The organism is Clostridium tanneri, from assembly GCF_033659955.1.
Taxonomy (GTDB): domain Bacteria; phylum Bacillota; class Clostridia; order Clostridiales; family Clostridiaceae; genus Clostridium_AM; species Clostridium_AM tanneri.
In genome coordinates, this window is the sequence record NZ_JARUJP010000007.1 from 174,408 (window position 1) to 191,032 (window position 16,625).

A 16,625-nucleotide genomic window follows, 5' to 3' on the forward strand; every position below is an offset into this window, starting at 1 on the left:
GAGCACCCTTTTGGAAACATAAACCATAATAAAGTTAAAGAACTTATATTTAAGTGTATACCTTAATATGTTCTAGAGTTTAGTTACTTTTCATACAATTCTATTGGCAAGTTATCAGGGTCATTAAAAAATGTAAATCTTTTACCGGTAATTTCATCCTTCCTAATGGGTTCAGTGTCTATCTCCTTTGAATTTAATTCCTTTACTATAATCTCAATGTCATCAACTTCAAAGGCTAGATGTCTCAAGCCTCTTGCCTCAGGATAGCTCGGTCTTTTAGGTGGATTGGGAAATGAAAACAACTCTATTTCTTCCTCTTTTCCAATTAAAAGATTTAGTTTATAAGATTTTCTTTCCTCCCGATAAGTTTCACTTATAATCTTTAATCCTAATATATTAACATAAAAATCTTTAGATTTCTGGTAATCAGAACAGATAATAGCAACATGATGAATTTTATTTAACTTCATAACTTCCCATCTTTCCCTTTCCATTAAAACTTAATAACTACTTTCACTAATTATAACATTATTTTCAATGCACAATTATGATATAATTTAATCAATTTGTAATAATAATTATATAAATATAGTTTTTCTAAAACTAAATTATGATGGAGAGGTGAAGGTTTTGGCGGGGAAAAAACAGAATATGCTCTGTCATCCATCTGTTAACTTTACAAAAGGATATATTAAGTCTGCCTCTAAGCAGCTTGGTATAATAAATAAATACACCTTAGAAGATCAAATTTGGATATATGAACTGCACTCTCAAATACAGAGGAGAGCAAAAAATAGATGTGTCTTAAAGGGTGGAGCAGCTACACAACTACATCTTCCTCTGGAACTCCAAAGATTAACAGCTGATATAGATTGTGCAACGGATTTATCAAGAAAAGAATTAGAGAGAATAATCCGTTCAATTAAAGAGGATTTTAATAAAGGCGGCATTCACTGCAGTTATAAAGAATATATACCTAGAGAAGTACAAATCCATGGTAGGACCATACCTATGATGACTTTTATATTCCATATACCTTTTGTATTTAACTCTTGGAAAAGACAACGATATCCAGGGCTTAAAATAGACTTTTTGTTTTTAGATTTGAAAGAACTTCATACTGTAAGACTTTCTAAATGTAAAGCTTTAGGACTTGAACTCTCATATAAGCCTATTGTTATTGATAAATATTCTACTATTAGTGATAAATTTCTCACTTTAGCACCTAATCTCTCTGGTCTTGAAAAAACTCAATTAGATAGAATTTATAAGAATATATATGATTTATACTGCCTAATAAATTCTAATAACGACTTAGAGAGTTTTATAATAATATCTGAAAGAATTAAGGAAAGCCTGGAACAGGAAATAAAAATGAAAAACGCTTATCCTATTAGCATTAAAACATTTTTAGATGATATCTTATACAATACTTATGATATTGCTACTTTTAGTCTAGTGAAAAATCACTCAGAATTGCCTGTTCAGATTCTTAGATTTCAAGAAGCTTCAATGCCTGAGCAAAATAGACAAATTTTAGGAACAGATATGTGGAGTATAATGGCATTGTTCCTTTACATATGGGTGTTTGCTTTAAAAACCTATATTATTGAAGAAAATTACTACAAATTAGAGGCAATAAATATCGTCATCGAAGAGTATGAATATTATAAATCCTTAGGCAAAAAAGAAAGACGCCACTTTAAAAGGGCACTTAAGGCTCGGATTAGTTCAAAAGATTCTTTACTAAACTTAGAAGGTACAGGACATCCATTAAGACTTATATGTTTAGACTATATTTTAAGTAATATGAAACCTAGTACCTTGTAAGCAAATATTCCGTATATGTTAACAAGAGGAAAAAGCACTTTATCCTAAAAAGATTAGTGCTTTTAAAAACTTAATTTTCCTTTAGTGTATACCCTCTACTGTTTTTCTTTCTGGTTTTTTATTGCATATTTTTAATCTTCTTTTTTCTAGCTCTTTTACTAAGTCATTAATATCAATTCCCTGTTGAACCATCAGTACCAATAAGTGGTAAACTAAATCACAGGTTTCATATACCACTTCGTCCTTACTATTATTCTTAGCTCCTATTATTATTTCGGAACTCTCTTCTCCTATCTTTTTTAATATTTTATCTAAGCCTTCTTTAAATAAGTAACTAGTATAGGAGCCCTCTATTGGGTTTTCTCTTCTTTCTTCTATTATTCCATAAAGTTGCTCTACGATACTCTTTAACTCCATCTTAACCCCTCCCTTATTAATTTAAAATCAAGTAACCTCCCAAAGTTTTACTCTGTAATAATTTCTCTATAAAAACAAGTTCTGCTTCCTGTATGACAAGCAGCACCTACCTGTTCTACTTTTATAAGCAAGGTGTCTCCATCACAATCTATACTTATACTCTTTACATGTTGAAAATGCCCTGAAGTAGCCCCTTTATTCCAATATTTATTTCTTGATCTACTCCAAAACCATGTAGTTCCTGTTTCCAAAGTTCTATTTAGGGATTCTTTATTCATGTATGCTAGCATAAGCACTTCTTTGCTTTCGTAATCTTGTATAATAACCGGGATCAACCCCTTATTAAAATCTACCTCTTTGAGATTATTATTACTTATATTACTTAACTGTAAACTTTCCATTAAAATTACCTTCTTTAGCAAGTTTTTACTTTCCACCTCAAAAATCAGTCTATAATCCACCTAAAGTTTATAGAATTTATATTCTAACCTCTAGCCCCTTACCTCTTAAGTATTCCTTAACTTTACCTATAGTTAATTCTCTATAATGAAAGAGTGACGCTGCTAACGCTGCATCTGCCCCAGATTCTGCAAACACATCATAGAAATGTTCTAACTTTCCACAGCCCCCGGAAGCTATTACTGGAATATTTAAGCTATCAGTTATAGCTTTAGTAAGAGCTATGTCATATCCAGCCTTTGTTCCATCAGCATCCATGCTAGTTAAAAGTATTTCTCCTGCACCTAGTCTTTCTGCTTCTTTCGCCCATTCTACTGCATCCAAACCTGTATCTATTCTGCCACCGTTTATAACTACATTCCACCCTGATTTATCTTCTCTCATCTTTCCATCAATTGCGACTACAACGCACTGACTTCCAAATTTATCTGCGGCCCTGCTAATAAGGTGCGGCGTTCTTATAGCTGCTGAATTAACAGAAATTTTATCAGCACCTGCTCTCAATATACTTTTAAAATCCTCTATGCTGCCTATACCTCCACCAACAGTAAGAGGTATAAATACCTTTTCTGCAGTTCTCTCTACCACCTCTATCATAGTTTTTCTACCTTGGTGAGTGGCAGTTATATCCAGAAAAACTAATTCATCAGCGCCTTCTTTATTGTAGAATTCTGCTATTTCTACTGGATTGCCAACATCTCTAAGTTTAACAAAGTTTATACCTTTTACTACTCTCCCCATATTTACATCCAAACAGGGAATTATTCTTTTACCAAGCATATCTTACTCCCTCCCAACAGATATTGCCTCTTCCAGATTAATGTTATGTGAATAAATAGCCTTTCCAACTATTGCACCATATACCCCTATTTCTTTAAGTTCTTTAATACTCTCAATGTTTTTTACCCCACCAGAAGCTATTATGTTACAGGAGACCGCGGAGTTTATTCTTGAAAGCTGCTCCAAATTAGGTCCTGTCAAAGTTCCATCTCTGCTTATATCTGTATATATAATAGTTTGTACTCCTATATCCTCTATTTTTTTAGCAAAATCTATATATTTCACCTTACTTACATTTAGCCAGCCATCTACTGCTACTAACTCATTTTTAGCATCTATTCCTATTGCTATCTTTTTGTTATATTTTTTCACAGCTTCCTTTACCATCTCGGGATTGCTTAGAGCTTCAGTTCCCAGTATAACTCTACTGATACCCTTGTCTATAATTGTATCAATAGTCTGCAAATCTCTTATACCTCCACCTAGTTCCACCGGTATTTTAACTTCCTTTACTACCTGCAAAACTACATCCATATTCTGAAGTGATCCCTTCACCGCACCATCTAAATCTACCATATGTAGGTATTCAGCTCCTGAATTTTTAAAACTTAACGCTGTTTTTACTGCGTCTTCACCAACAATCTCTGAAGAAGACATTTCGCCCTGGTAAAGCCTTACACATTTACCTTCTTTCAAATCTATAGCAGGAAATATTATCACTGTACTTACCTCCCGAATCTATTTTGTAAGTTTTACAAAATTCTTTAGCATTTGGATCCCAATATCCCCGCTCTTTTCAGGGTGAAACTGAACTCCAAATAAATTGCCGCTGCTTACCACCGCAGGAATATCGATTCCGTAAAAACTTATAGCATCAAGGTTTTCTTTATTTTCAACATCTGCATAGAAGGAGTGAACAAAATATGCATAGCTTCCTTCCTCTATGTCTTCTAAAATAGGACAATTTCTTTCTACCTTTAAACTATTCCAGCCCATGTGAGGTATTTTTATACCACCATAAAGCCTTCTAACTGTGCCTTTTAAAAAACCTAAGCCTTTGTTCAAGCTAACTTCTTCACTTTCTTCAAATAAAAGCTGCATGCCGAGACATATGCCTAACATCGGTTTATTTTTATCTACTGCTGTCCTTAAAACCATATCTAATTCTCTACTTTTTAAGTTCTCTATAGCATCTGGAAAAGCCCCTACTCCTGGTAATATTATTCCAGTGCTTTTTTCTATTTCTTCTCTATCTGAAGTTATAACAACTTGTTCTCCAATGTACTCTAAAGCTTTTTCAACACTTCTTAAATTTCCCATACCATAATCTATAATAGAAATCACTACTTTCACCTCCAGCACAAAAACATTTCTACATAAGTACAACGAAATTATAAACTTCCCTTTGTTGACATCACTCCCTTTATTCTATCATCCTTACTTATTGCTTCTCTTAAAGCCCTTCCAAAGGCCTTAAAAATTCCCTCTATCATATGATGAGTATTTTTGCCATAGAGCACCTTTATATGGAGAGTGATTCCACTGTTAACAGCAAATGCTCTAAAAAATTCTTCAACTAGCTCCGAATCCATTTTTCCAACCTTTTCTGAATTAAACTTGCCGTCAAATACCAAAAAAGGCCTTCCGCTTATATCCATAGAAACTACAGCTAGAGCTTCATCCATAGGCACAAAGGCTGTGCCATATCTTTTTATACCGCTTTTATCTCCTAAAGCCTTTTGTATACACTTACCAAGAGTTATTCCCACATCTTCTACAGTATGATGTCCATCAACATACAGGTCACCTTTGGCCTTTATATTTAAATCAATTATGCTGTGTTTTGAAATAAGAGAAAGCATATGATCAAAAAAGCCTATTCCTGTATCCACATTATAAATTCCTTCTCCATCTAAGTTCACTTCTACAGCCACATCAGTTTCACTAGTTATCCTAAAAATTTCTGTCTTTCTAATACTACTCATATCTTTCTATTCACCTTTCATCTTTACTAAAATCACTGTTAAAGTTCTATACCTTTGAGACAGTCTAATAATATCTGATTCTCTTTCCTGCTTCCAACAGTTATTCTTAGACATCTTTTTAATCTCTCATCCTTAAACTTTCTCACTATTATTCCCTTTTCAAAAAGACCATTGTAAATCCTATCTATATTCTCAGACTGAATTAATATAAAATTAGCAAAGGTCGGATATATTTTTATCTTCTCTATAGAGGCTAATTGTTCCAAAAGGAAACTTCTCTCTTTTACTATTTTTTCTATGGCTTCTTTTATGTTAGCTGTATTTTCTAAAACTACTTCACCTATCAACTGAGTAACAGAGTTTACGTTAAAAGGAGGCTTAACTTTCTTAATCTCGTTTAAAAGAAGATCATTTGTTATTAAAAATCCTAATCGTATACCTGCCACTGCTATAGCCTTTGAGCAAGTTCTTAGAACTATCAAATTTTCATAGTCTTGAACTTCGTCCACTACCGACTCCCCGTAAAATTCAAAGTAAGCTTCATCTATCACTACTATGCAATTGCAACTTTTTATTATTTTTATTATTTCTCTTCTTTCTATAACCCTTCCTATGGGATTATTGGGATTTGATATAAATAGTATCTTTACCTTTTCTTCATTAACTTTTTCTACAAGTGATTCTACATCTAAATTAAACTCCTCATCTAGTTCAAAATGTAGCGCCTTACCACCGGCTAATTCCACATAACTTTTATACATTGAAAAGTCTGGATTTAGGGTCATTATTTTTTCATTTTTATCTACAAAAGTTCCTACAATCATTTGTATTAATTCATCAGAACCATTTCCAGCAATTATATTTTTAGGACTTATTCCAGAATATTGTCCATATAATTGACAAACTGTCTGGGACTCTGCATCCGGATATCTATTGATGGTAATTTTCTTTAGTCTACTTGCTATTGTTTCAAGAATTTCTTCATCCAAGGCCAGAAAACTTTCATTAGCATCTAGCTTCACCTTATACTCAAGTTTCGGAACTTCATATGCCTTAAACACTTTTAAATTTTCCTTAAATAATTCTTCTATCATAGCCCCCATCCTTTCACAATAAGAACATAATCAGAGTTCTATTTACTTTTCATTCTTATACTGATTGAATTAGCATGAGCTGTTAATCCCTCAGTTTCCGCAAGCTTTACCACTTTCCCTCCAACTTCTAAAAGAGCTTCTTTAGAGTAATGAATAAAGCTAGATTTTTTAACAAAATCATCTACTGAAAGCGGAGAAAAAAATCTTGCAGTTCCACTAGTTGGCAATACATGGTTAGGCCCTGCTAAATAGTCTCCCAAAGGTTCCGGTGCATAATCCCCTAAAAAAATTGAGCCAGCATTTTTAATATCTCCAAGTGCTCTAAATGGCTCCTTGATACAAAGTTCAAGGTGCTCTGGTGCTATTTTATTAGCCATATCTATTGCCTCTTGTAGACTGTCTACTACAATAATTACCCCATAATTTTGAAGAGAGTCTACTATTATATCTTTACGACTTAAGCTTTTTACCTGTCTCTCTAATTCCTTCCTAACCTTTTCTGCCAACTTTTGGGAGGTGGTAACCAAAACTGCTGAAGCTAATCTATCATGTTCTGCCTGAGACATCAAATCTGCAGCTATATACTCTGCCTTTCCACTGTCATCTGCTATAACCATAATTTCACTTGGACCAGCTATCATATCTATATCAACGTATCCATATACACTTTTCTTTGCCATGGCAACGTACATGTTTCCTGGACCAACTACTTTATCTACTTTTTCTATACTTTCTGTTCCAAAGGCTAGTGCTCCAATTGCCTGTGCACCTCCAGCTTTATAAATTTTGTCTACTCCAGCTATATCTGCTGCCACTAATATATTTGGATTAATGCTGCCATCTTTTAGAGGAGGTGTTACCATTATTATGTTATCAACTCCTGCTACCTCTGCTGGAATAGCATTCATAAGCACTGATGATGGGTATGCTGCTGTGCCGCCCGGAACATAAATCCCTACATTTTCTAGAGCCCTAATATTTTGACCTAAGATAACGCCATCTTCCTTTGTCACCATCCAGGAATTTTTCTTCTGTTTTTCATGGAAAAATCTTATATTTTTAGCTGCTAGCTTAATAGCCTCTAAAAACTCTCCCTCAACCTGCTTATAAGCTTCCTCTAGTTCCTCTTTAGTTACACAAATATTTTCTTTGTTTACTTTGTCACTATCAAGTATATTAGTATATTTTATTAAGGCATCATCTCCCTCATCTTTTATGCCTTTTAATATTTCTTCAACTCTAACAATCACTTCTCTTTGAACGCTCTCTTCCCTATCTCTAAGAGCACTCAAATATTTAATCCCTTCATCTGTATCTTTATATATTAAACTTATAATTTCATTCTCCATAACTTACCTCCGACTACACTGCTTCCCTTTTGCTAACTTCCCTTTGAACCTTTAACATAATTTCTCCTATTTCTTCTTTCTTCATCTTTATACTAGCTATATTTACTATCATTCTTGCACTTATACTACATATATCCTCATAAATTACCAAACCATTTTCCTTTAATGTATTTCCTGTTTCTACTATGTCTACTATAGCATCAGCTAGTCCTAGAATAGGACCTAACTCTACAGAACCTTCTATTTTAATTATTTCAACATCTTGACCAATGGTTCTAAAATAATTTCTTGCTACATTAGGATATTTAGTAGCAATTTTCTTCCTATTGTAGCCTTCATAAAAATTAGAGTTTTTAGGACCTGCTACCGCAAACTTACAACACCCAAATTTTAAGTCTAGAACTTCATAAAAGCTTTTATTATATTCCATTAATGTATCTTTTCCAACTATACCTATATCAACAACTCCGTGTTCCACATAAGTTATAACATCTGCTGCTTTTACAAGAACAAATTCTATATTGCTGCACTTGTTCTCAAATATTAGTTTTCTGCCTTTATTTAAAAGCTCACTGCAGTCTATATCAGCAGCCTTAAAAATGTCTATAGCCCCTTGTTCAATTCTCCCTTTAGTTAAAGCTATTCTGACAGTTTGTTTATTCTCCATATTAAAGCCTCCAATGTTCCTAATTTGATAAAGTTTTGTCTTTCACTTATATAATTTTCACAATTTTATTTAGTCCCTTCATCTGTGCATATTTAACAGCTTCCTCATATGAATTTGTTAGATTAAGTTCAGTAATAATGCCGCTTCTTCTAAGTTCTATCGCTTTTCTATATGCCTCTCTAAATTGCCCCTCTTTATAGTAAATTAAAATCTTCTCTTTAACTGATTCTTTACTATCACTATTCTGCAGAGCTGTCAAAATACTATCTACATCAATGGCAAGCCCTGTAGCCGCCTGTTCTTCTCCAAACTGATATATCAATTTATCATATCTTCCTCCACTTAATATATTTCCACCAACTCCTGGTGCATAGCCTCTAAAAACTATTCCGGTATAATAATTTAAGTCCTGAACCATCCCTAAATCTACAGATAAATACCCTGAAAGTTCTGCATCCTCAATTACTTTATAAACATTTCTTATAGTTTCTAATGCATCTAAAGCTCTAGAGTTAACTGTTAGTTCTGAGGCTTTATCTAATATTTCAATGTTTCCAAAAAGCTTAGGAAGCTCTTTTAGAATAAATACTGTTTTTTCATCTATATCAGCTTTTTTCTCTTCTAAAAATTCTGAAAGAGCCGTAAAGTTTTTGTTTTCTATATGTATTCTAAGCTTTTCCTTTACTTCATCTTCAAAGTTAGCTTCTTCTACTATAGCCTTAAAAAACTCAGCATGCCCTAGCTCTATTTTGAAATTATCAAGTCCACAGCTTAATAGTGCAGATATTCCTGTTATTATTACTTCCACATCTGCTTTAATATTGTCTATCCCTATAAGTTCAATCCCTGACTGGGTAATTTCACTATTTTTACCATTTAAACTTTCATTCATTCTATAAATATTTGATGTATAACATAATTTTAAAGGATGAGGTGCATCTTTTAGTTTAGTAGCTGCTAGTCTGGCTATAGGTGTAGTCATATCTGGTCTTAAAACTAATATTCTACCTTGATTATCAAGTAACTTATACATTTTCTCCTGAGCCAAAGTAGAGGTTTCTCCACTAAAGACATCATAAAACTCCAGTGTTGGAGATATTACTTCCAAAAACCCGCTATTTACATAGGTCGTCCTTAATATATTTTCTACTTGAATTTTTCTACTACATTCCTCAAATAACATATCTCTTGTACCTTCTGGTATATATCTCTTCCAACTTAGCATCAAATTCACTTCCTCATTTTATCACTTTATCATTTTATCATAATAAAGCACTAATTTGTCATAGTGTAATTTTAACAGTTTATTCCTAGAATTGCAATAGTAAAATATTCAGTAACCAAATTTATTTTAGCCACATATTATATAGTTAAGTGCTTCTAGCAACACCAATATTTAGGGAGGAACATATTTTGTTTAACGGAATGGATATGTATAGGAGAGACAAAAATGTACTAGACTTAATCACTGAAGCCATGAAAGATGAACGACATGATAGAGTAAAGTATAAAAAAATGATGGAATTAGCTAAAAATGATAAGGTTCGCAAACAAATAGAATTCGCCTATAAGGATGAAGGAAAACATTATATGATGTTTAAACACATTTACTATATGCTAACCGGAAGAGAATGCGACATACCGGTTCCTAAAATTGAAAAGATAGACTGTCTGCTTCCTGCAATTGAAAGTAGTATAAACGGGGAATTGGGAGCTGTTGAATTGTATAGAAGAATTCAGTCAATGCTTCCTACTATCCAGATGAGAGATATGCTTTTTGAAATCATTACTGATGAACAGGAGCATGCAACTAGATTTGTATATCTGTACAGTATGCTAAAATAACAAACTATGCCTAGTTAAATCGTGATTTTAAAGTAATTTTAAGAGAGCTAAAATGTCCAGTTTTCAGCTCTCTTAACTTATGTTTTATCATTGTTTTTATACTTTCATCTAAGCTCTAAACTAATTCTTTCTTTTTATAAATTTTATTTATTTCATCATACTTGGTAAAATAGTTATAGCCACCATTTTGAAGTATTCCTCCACTTTTTCCCAAAACTAAAAAACCATTTTTATCTAAGGAGTCACTTAGATACCTTAATACCTTTTTCTGAAGACTGTTATTAAAATAAATTAATACATTTCTACATAGTATAAGATGAAATTCGTTGATAATACCATTTCCTAAAATACTATGTTGAAAAAACAATATGTTTTTCTTAAGCCCTTGTTTAATTTTAATATAATTTCCCTTCAATTCAAAATAGCTGGTAAAGCTATTTTCACCACCAGCTTTCCTATAGTTTTGAATTCCTTCTTCTATATCATCCATGGAGTACATACCATTTTTTGCTTCTTCTATAACATATGGATTTATATCTGTAGCATATATTTGTACTCTGTGGAGTAATCCTGCTTCTTCTAATAAAATAGCTAAGGAATAGGGTTCTTTTCCTGTAGAGCAACCTATGCACCAAATTCTAATATGTGAATAAAAGTTAAGGTGTAAAAGTACTTTATTTTTCACTACCTGAAAAACTTCTGGATTCCTAAAAAACTCTGTGGTATTTATAGAAAAATCTAAAAATAGCTGTTCAAAATAACTGTCATTTTCTAAAACTAAATTCTGAAACCCGGTAAAATCGTCAGTATTAGCTCTCAGCATTGATATTTTAATTCTTCTCATAATACTGTCAACTTGATACTCAGTATAATCATAGCCATATTTTTTATTAATATTCTCAAGGAAATATAAAACCTCTTCTCTCCCTAGTTTTACTTCAGCGCTTTGCAGCTTTTTAGAGATAATTCCCGAACTCATATTTCTCATTGGATTATACTTACATCGAATTCCTAGCTTATACATATAAGAATACAGATACGACTTAACAACAGAAATTTCTAATTTTCTAGCACTTTGAATATCTGCCAGTTTTTCAATAATTGCCGCCTCTAAAGTAGAGGCATCAAGAAAAGTTACTTGGGCTTCAGTAGTGATTTGTTGATCTAGTATATTAAAAAATTCTTCTATCTCAATTTCATCACATAACTCACCGGTTACTGTAATACATACTCCATTTATTACCTTATCCACACTTACCCCCATTCACTTATCCTCCTTAACCATTAAAGTTTTTTGCTTATCCAAGCCTTTACTAAACGGATAAAAATATCATAGTCTACAGGTTTTGAAATATAATCATCTGCTCCAACTTCAATACACTTTGCTCTATCTTCCTTTAAACTTTTTGCAGTAAGTGCAATTATAGGAATGTCTTTTAATTTTTCATCTTTACGTATTGTCTTTATAGCCTCGTATCCATCCATAACAGGCATCATAATATCCATTAAGATTAAATCCACATTATTCTTCTTAAGCTTTTCTATTGCAATCTTTCCATTTTCAGCATCAAGCACCTCTCCCTCAAAGTCTTCTAAAGCAGATGCTAAAACAAAAATATTTCTTGGATCATCATCTACTATTAGTATTTTTTTACCTTTCAAATTCAAAGCATATTCTCTATCTGTTCTACTTACTAGGTATCCGTTCTCTTTATTATTTTTTCTAACCTTATGTAAAAACAACGTAATTTCATCTATCAATCTTTCGTCAGAATTAAATGTCTTCAAAATTACACTATCAAAATACCTTTTTACTTTCCTTTCTTCATCAACTTCCAACTCTTTATCTGTATATGCAATAATAGGGATTTCTTTGTTATTACTATTCCTCAGTGCTTTTAGCCTTTGTAACTCTTCTTTACTCAATAATGCTAAATTCACTATAATACCATCTACTTTACACTTTTTAAGTATACTGTTTCCCTCTTCAACATTAGCAGCAACTACAGTATTGAAACCTAGACCTTGGTTAATGTTTTTCACAGAAGTTATAAAGTCTAAATTTTTTTCAAGCAATAAAGTAAGTCTATCACTCTTTCCTGCGGATTCCTCTTCCAGCCCTTCACCTATATTTTCACTAGAATCATCTGGAATAACCTTAATTTCCTCTCTGGTGGCACAGATATCAATTAATCCTGGCAAAATCAGCTTAAATTCGCTTCCCACTCCTAGTTGGCTGTTTACTTCAATGCAGCCTCCCATGAATTCAGCTAATTTCTTTGATATGGAAAGCCCAAGACCGGTGCCGCCATATTTTCTGGATATAGAACCATCTCCCTGTTGAAACTCTTCAAATATCATCTGTATCTGCTCATATCTTATCCCAATACCGGTATCTATAACTGAAAATACTACTATGTCTTTTTTATACTCATCTAGGTCTACTATTAATTTAACAGATCCTTCGTTAGTAAACTTTAAGGAATTAGATAATAAGTTTCTAAGTATTTGAGAAATCTTATCTCTATCACCCTTTAATTCTTTATCAACACTATCCTTTATTATTAACTGAACATTCTTCTCTTCAGCTACTTCGCCAAAGAGGTTCTTTAGGTTTTGTAAAAGTTCATTAGAATGAAATTTTGTTATGTTTAAATTCATTCTTCCAGCCTCAATTTTTGAAAGGTCTAGTATATCATTTATCAATCTTAGCAATTCATTTCCAGAACTATGTATAATACTTATTTTTTCAATATATTCCTTACTTAACCTACTTTCTTGATTTGTTATTAATAATTTAGATAACAAAATTATAGAATTTAAAGGTGTTCGAAGCTCATGAGACATATTGGCCAAAAACTCCGACTTATACTTATTAGTTATTTCTAATTCATTTGAACGACTAATAAGTTCCTCTCTAGAACTTTCTAATTCTCTATTCTGAGTATTTAGAACCTTAGATTGTTCCTCTAACATTTGCTGTTGTTCTTCAAGTTGACTATTAGTTTGCTGCAGTTCCTCACTTTGCTGCTGCAGCAATTGCTGTTGTTCTTCAAGTTCAGCGTTGGTTTTTTGTAACTCTTCCGTTTGCTGCTGTAATAATATCTGTTGTTCCTCTAATATAGTGTTGGCCTTTTGCAATTCTTCTGCAGTAATCTGAATTTTTCCCTTTGCTTCCTCTGATTCTTCTAGAAGAGTCTTTATCTTTTCATTTTGAATTACAGAAAAAAGATTAATGGCAATTATTCTGCTGCTTTCTTTTAAAAACTCCTGTTTTGCATCTGTAAAAGGTTGAAAAGAGGAAATCTCAATAACACCATAAAGCTTGTCCTCGTGAATTAATGGAAAGGCATATAAGTTAAGAGGCGGCTCACTAATTATACCAGTCCTTATTAAAGCATCCTGCCTTTTTATATTACGTAATAGAATAGGCTTTCTCTCCAATGCAACCTGCCCCACAATTCCCTGTCCCATAGCATAATGTTCAAATAAAATGTTCCTTTCAGTAAAAGCAAAAGCTGAATTTAATCTCAGGGTTTTATCCTTCTCGTTATATAAATAGAAAACTCCATTTCCCGCTTCTAAAAACTCACCTAAAAAGTTAATAACCCTTTGAGTAAGTTCTTTTAAAGAGTAGTTACCTGATGTTTGCTGACTTAATTTGTTTTGCCCATCTTTTATCCAAAACTGACTTCTAAGCTTGTAAATTAAAGCATTAAAGTTTTCTGACATATCTACTAGCTCATTTTTCCCCTGTAGGCTACATTCCAGTAGGTCATCGGTAGTGACACTATCTTTCATTACAGCCTTTAACTGAGCAATAGGTACTATTATACTTCTTGCTATTAGGGTAAAAAAAGCAACTGCTATAAGTCCAAATACTAATAAAGATAATAAAAGTATAGACTTTTGTGAGTTCTGAATTTTATGAGCATCTGTTATTAGATCACTGGCTAGTATTCCTTCTAGCTTATCTATTTTATCTAGCTCTTCTTCTATTTTACCTACAAAATCACTGTTATTATCCTGTGATAAAATTAAAGCCTCTCTTTTCTCCCCGTTTATTGAAAGATTGATTACATCTTGTCTGCTTTTTTTCCACTTTGTTAATAAAGATCTGATATCCATTTCTAAGCTTTTAACGTCTCCAGAAGAACTGGCATCTTTTATTACATCCATTTCTTGATAAACTCTATTTTCAAGTGAATTTATAACATCTATATGACTTTGTATTTCTGTTTCGCTTTCAGAAAGTATTACGTCTCTCATCTCTCTATGTATTTTTATAATATCTACTCTAACTTCCTTTGCTGAATTTGATAACTGTAATGGATAATCGTATATTTTTTGAGTCACCAAGGCAAGCTCCTGAAGCTTGATAATTGCTAAGGTGCCAAAACCAATAAGAATAATCATCCAGATTACAAGAGCTCCGATTAGACGTTTCTGTATACTTACATTTTCTAAGAATTTCATAGTAAAAGTGAAGGCCTCCTTGCTAAACTTTGTATCTTTGTATCTGCTGTTTATTTCCTAGCTAAAATAGTAACTATATGCTCTTAAAAGCTTAGTAGTATATATCTGAAAATTCAACATGTATTCTTTGCATAACGTTTTCTTCCGTAATAAGCGGTTTTAAATCAGGAATAGATTCCTGCTCCCCCTGTAAATCTGTAGGTAGTTCAAATATAAGTTCACTTCCCTTTCCATACTCACTTTCAACATATATCTGTCCATTATGCATTTCTACTAAAGACTTTACCAAATTCAAACCAATTCCACTTCCTTCACATTGCCTTGTAAGGAGGTTATCTACTTGTTTAAATCTTTGAAATATAATATTAAGTTTATCCTCTGGGATACCTATACCTGTATCTCTTACTGAAATCATCACCTTATCCCCTAAATCTTTTACGTTAACAAATATACTTCCTCCTTTAGGGGTATATTTTATAGCATTAGAAAGCAGATTTAACATAATTCTTTCAATAGCATCTAGATCACAACAAATAATTTTTTCTTCGATATCTGTATCAAAAATTAGATTAGCTCCTTTGTTTTCAACATATTCAACTACTGACATGGTTATTTCCTCAACAATTTCAATTATATTACACATGCTTAACCTAAGATTAAAATATCCTGCATCTATTTTTGTAATATCAATTAAGTTATTTACAAGTCTTAGTAATCGATAACAATTTTGTACCTGCAAGTTTATTTTACTTTGTAGTTTTTCTCTATCTAGCGCCCTATCCTCCCTCAGATATAAGTTAATTAACTGGGTTGTACTTAATAAAATATTAAGAGGTGTGCGAAGCTCGTGAGACATATTTGCAATAAAAGTGCTTTTTGCCTCATTTAGCTGCTCTGCTAATTCTTTCGCTTTTTTTAACTCCTTGACTTGATCGTTTACTCTCTGTTCTAATTCTAAATTCATAGTTCTTTCTTTTTCAATCATTTTTAGGTATATATTAATTCTATTGATTAGCTGATATTCATCAATAGGCTTGGTCAAGTAATCTACAGCACCAACTTGAAAGCCTCGCTTTCTAAATTGCTCATTAGTATACGCAGCAGTTAAAAATACGATTGGTATACTTTCTGTTTTCCTCCTCTGTTTTATTAATGTAGCTAATTCGAATCCATCCATTCCTTCCATTTGTACATCTAGAATTATTAAGTCTATAGACTGTTTTAATAATTCCCTTAGGGCCTCTTGTCCACAGTTTGCTTCTATTACATTAGCATTAATATATTCTTCAATAAGAGCTCTTAGTGATATCAAATTATTTCTATTATCATCAACAATTAGTATATTATATAACGCATCCTTCTCCAATTCCACAATCCTCCGCAATAGGCTATAATTAGGCATATTAATATACCTTCCCCATATATAATTGTACCCTATTTCAGGGATTTGTCAAATTTAGTAAATTTATAAATATACAGACTTATTATAATTATAGATAAAAAAACACTACATTAAGCTTTACCCTAATGCAGTGTATCTAAAGAATGGTATATTGTTATATAAGTTAAGTATTTACCTGAGATAACCTACTTTTGGCTTAAGAACTCGTCAATAGCCTTAGCAGCCTTCTTTCCAGCTCCCATAGCTAATATTACTGTAGCAGCTCCAGTTACAGCATCTCCACCAGCATATACTGCTTCTCTTGAAGTTAAACCAGTTTCC

The 16,625-nt window shown here is 32.4% G+C and carries 16 protein-coding genes; 2 read left to right on the plus strand and 14 right to left on the minus strand.

Going from position 1 to position 16,625, the window contains the following annotated elements:
* Positions 1-83: 83 nt before the first annotated feature.
* Entirely contained in the window at positions 84-470 is a 387-nt protein-coding gene (gene gloA2 / locus P8V03_RS08310) for an SMU1112c/YaeR family gloxylase I-like metalloprotein (RefSeq protein WP_318797836.1), read from the minus strand.
* A gap of 160 nt (positions 471-630) precedes the next feature.
* Between gloA2 and P8V03_RS08315 the strand changes: the two genes are divergently transcribed.
* Positions 631-1,830, plus strand: a complete 1,200-nt coding sequence (locus P8V03_RS08315) for a nucleotidyl transferase AbiEii/AbiGii toxin family protein (RefSeq protein WP_318797837.1) — start codon at positions 631-633, stop codon at positions 1,828-1,830.
* An 81-nt stretch (positions 1,831-1,911) separates the two neighbouring features.
* Here P8V03_RS08315 and hisE read toward each other — a convergent pair whose 3' ends face one another.
* From hisE to P8V03_RS08365, 10 genes are all read right to left on the minus strand, one after another.
* Positions 1,912-2,247 (minus strand): phosphoribosyl-ATP diphosphatase, encoded by a 336-nt coding sequence (gene hisE, locus P8V03_RS08320; protein WP_261671664.1) that lies wholly within the window; start codon positions 2,245-2,247, stop codon positions 1,912-1,914.
* A 47-nt stretch (positions 2,248-2,294) separates the two neighbouring features.
* A complete protein-coding gene (gene hisI, locus P8V03_RS08325) occupies positions 2,295-2,648 on the minus strand; it encodes a phosphoribosyl-AMP cyclohydrolase (protein WP_318797838.1) in 354 nt (117 codons plus the stop codon).
* Between the two features lie 76 nt (positions 2,649-2,724).
* Positions 2,725-3,486 carry an imidazole glycerol phosphate synthase subunit HisF gene (gene hisF, locus P8V03_RS08330; RefSeq protein ID WP_261671666.1) on the minus strand — a complete coding sequence of 254 codons (762 nt, stop codon included), beginning with the start codon at positions 3,484-3,486 and terminating at the stop codon, positions 2,725-2,727.
* A 3-nt stretch (positions 3,487-3,489) separates the two neighbouring features.
* Positions 3,490-4,206 (minus strand): 1-(5-phosphoribosyl)-5-[(5-phosphoribosylamino)methylideneamino]imidazole-4-carboxamide isomerase, encoded by a 717-nt coding sequence (hisA, locus tag P8V03_RS08335; protein ID WP_318797839.1) that lies wholly within the window; start codon positions 4,204-4,206, stop codon positions 3,490-3,492.
* An 18-nt stretch (positions 4,207-4,224) separates the two neighbouring features.
* Entirely contained in the window at positions 4,225-4,830 is a 606-nt protein-coding gene (gene hisH / locus P8V03_RS08340; protein ID WP_428978968.1) for an imidazole glycerol phosphate synthase subunit HisH, read from the minus strand.
* Positions 4,831-4,877: 47 nt separating this feature from the next.
* The gene (gene hisB, locus P8V03_RS08345) at positions 4,878-5,471 is read right to left on the minus strand and encodes an imidazoleglycerol-phosphate dehydratase HisB (protein ID WP_318797840.1); all 594 of its coding nucleotides are present in this window, start codon (positions 5,469-5,471) and stop codon (positions 4,878-4,880) included.
* A gap of 38 nt (positions 5,472-5,509) precedes the next feature.
* Positions 5,510-6,565 carry a histidinol-phosphate transaminase gene (gene hisC, locus P8V03_RS08350; RefSeq protein ID WP_318797841.1) on the minus strand — a complete coding sequence of 352 codons (1,056 nt, stop codon included), beginning with the start codon at positions 6,563-6,565 and terminating at the stop codon, positions 5,510-5,512.
* A 38-nt stretch (positions 6,566-6,603) separates the two neighbouring features.
* Entirely contained in the window at positions 6,604-7,914 is a 1,311-nt protein-coding gene (gene hisD / locus P8V03_RS08355; protein WP_318797842.1) for a histidinol dehydrogenase, read from the minus strand.
* 13 nt (positions 7,915-7,927) lie between these two features.
* On the minus strand, positions 7,928-8,581 hold the full coding sequence (gene hisG, locus P8V03_RS08360) for an ATP phosphoribosyltransferase (protein ID WP_318797843.1): 654 nt from the start codon (positions 8,579-8,581) through the stop codon (positions 7,928-7,930).
* Between the two features lie 46 nt (positions 8,582-8,627).
* Positions 8,628-9,806, minus strand: coding sequence for an ATP phosphoribosyltransferase regulatory subunit (locus tag P8V03_RS08365; RefSeq protein ID WP_318797844.1), 1,179 nt, complete (start codon positions 9,804-9,806; stop codon positions 8,628-8,630).
* A 188-nt stretch (positions 9,807-9,994) separates the two neighbouring features.
* Between P8V03_RS08365 and P8V03_RS08370 the strand changes: the two genes are divergently transcribed.
* The gene (locus P8V03_RS08370; protein ID WP_261671674.1) at positions 9,995-10,426 is read left to right on the plus strand and encodes a ferritin-like domain-containing protein; all 432 of its coding nucleotides are present in this window, start codon (positions 9,995-9,997) and stop codon (positions 10,424-10,426) included.
* Between the two features lie 115 nt (positions 10,427-10,541).
* Here the strand turns inward: P8V03_RS08370 and P8V03_RS08375 are convergent, their stop codons facing one another.
* The 3 genes from P8V03_RS08375 to P8V03_RS08385 all read right to left on the minus strand — a co-directional run bounded on the left by P8V03_RS08375 (position 10,542) and on the right by P8V03_RS08385 (position 16,268).
* Positions 10,542-11,690 (minus strand): CheR family methyltransferase, encoded by a 1,149-nt coding sequence (locus tag P8V03_RS08375; protein WP_318797845.1) that lies wholly within the window; start codon positions 11,688-11,690, stop codon positions 10,542-10,544.
* Between the two features lie 20 nt (positions 11,691-11,710).
* Positions 11,711-14,902: a response regulator gene (locus tag P8V03_RS08380; protein WP_318797846.1), complete on the minus strand. Its 3,192-nt coding sequence runs from the start codon at positions 14,900-14,902 to the stop codon at positions 11,711-11,713.
* A 91-nt stretch (positions 14,903-14,993) separates the two neighbouring features.
* Complete coding sequence (locus P8V03_RS08385) at positions 14,994-16,268, minus strand: hybrid sensor histidine kinase/response regulator (protein ID WP_261671677.1); 1,275 nt, start codon at positions 16,266-16,268, stop codon at positions 14,994-14,996.
* Positions 16,269-16,625 lie beyond the last annotated feature (357 nt).

Excerpts from the sequence above, each read along its gene's own strand:
- P8V03_RS08375 (WP_318797845.1), bottom strand. The coding sequence starts at position 11,690 with ATGGGGGTAAGTGTGGATAAGGTAATAAATGGAGTATGTATTACAGTA.
- hisG (WP_318797843.1), bottom strand. The coding sequence starts at position 8,581 with ATGGAGAATAAACAAACTGTCAGAATAGCTTTAACTAAAGGGAGAATT.
- hisI (WP_318797838.1), bottom strand. The coding sequence starts at position 2,648 with ATGGAAAGTTTACAGTTAAGTAATATAAGTAATAATAATCTCAAAGAG.
- hisF (WP_261671666.1), bottom strand. The coding sequence starts at position 3,486 with ATGCTTGGTAAAAGAATAATTCCCTGTTTGGATGTAAATATGGGGAGA.
- gloA2 (WP_318797836.1), bottom strand. The coding sequence starts at position 470 with ATGAAGTTAAATAAAATTCATCATGTTGCTATTATCTGTTCTGATTAC.
- hisC (WP_318797841.1), bottom strand. The coding sequence starts at position 6,565 with ATGATAGAAGAATTATTTAAGGAAAATTTAAAAGTGTTTAAGGCATAT.
- P8V03_RS08365 (WP_318797844.1), bottom strand. The coding sequence starts at position 9,806 with ATGCTAAGTTGGAAGAGATATATACCAGAAGGTACAAGAGATATGTTA.
- hisE (WP_261671664.1), bottom strand. The coding sequence starts at position 2,247 with ATGGAGTTAAAGAGTATCGTAGAGCAACTTTATGGAATAATAGAAGAA.
- hisB (WP_318797840.1), bottom strand. The coding sequence starts at position 5,471 with ATGAGTAGTATTAGAAAGACAGAAATTTTTAGGATAACTAGTGAAACT.
- P8V03_RS08380 (WP_318797846.1), bottom strand. The coding sequence starts at position 14,902 with ATGAAATTCTTAGAAAATGTAAGTATACAGAAACGTCTAATCGGAGCT.
- hisD (WP_318797842.1), bottom strand. The coding sequence starts at position 7,914 with ATGGAGAATGAAATTATAAGTTTAATATATAAAGATACAGATGAAGGG.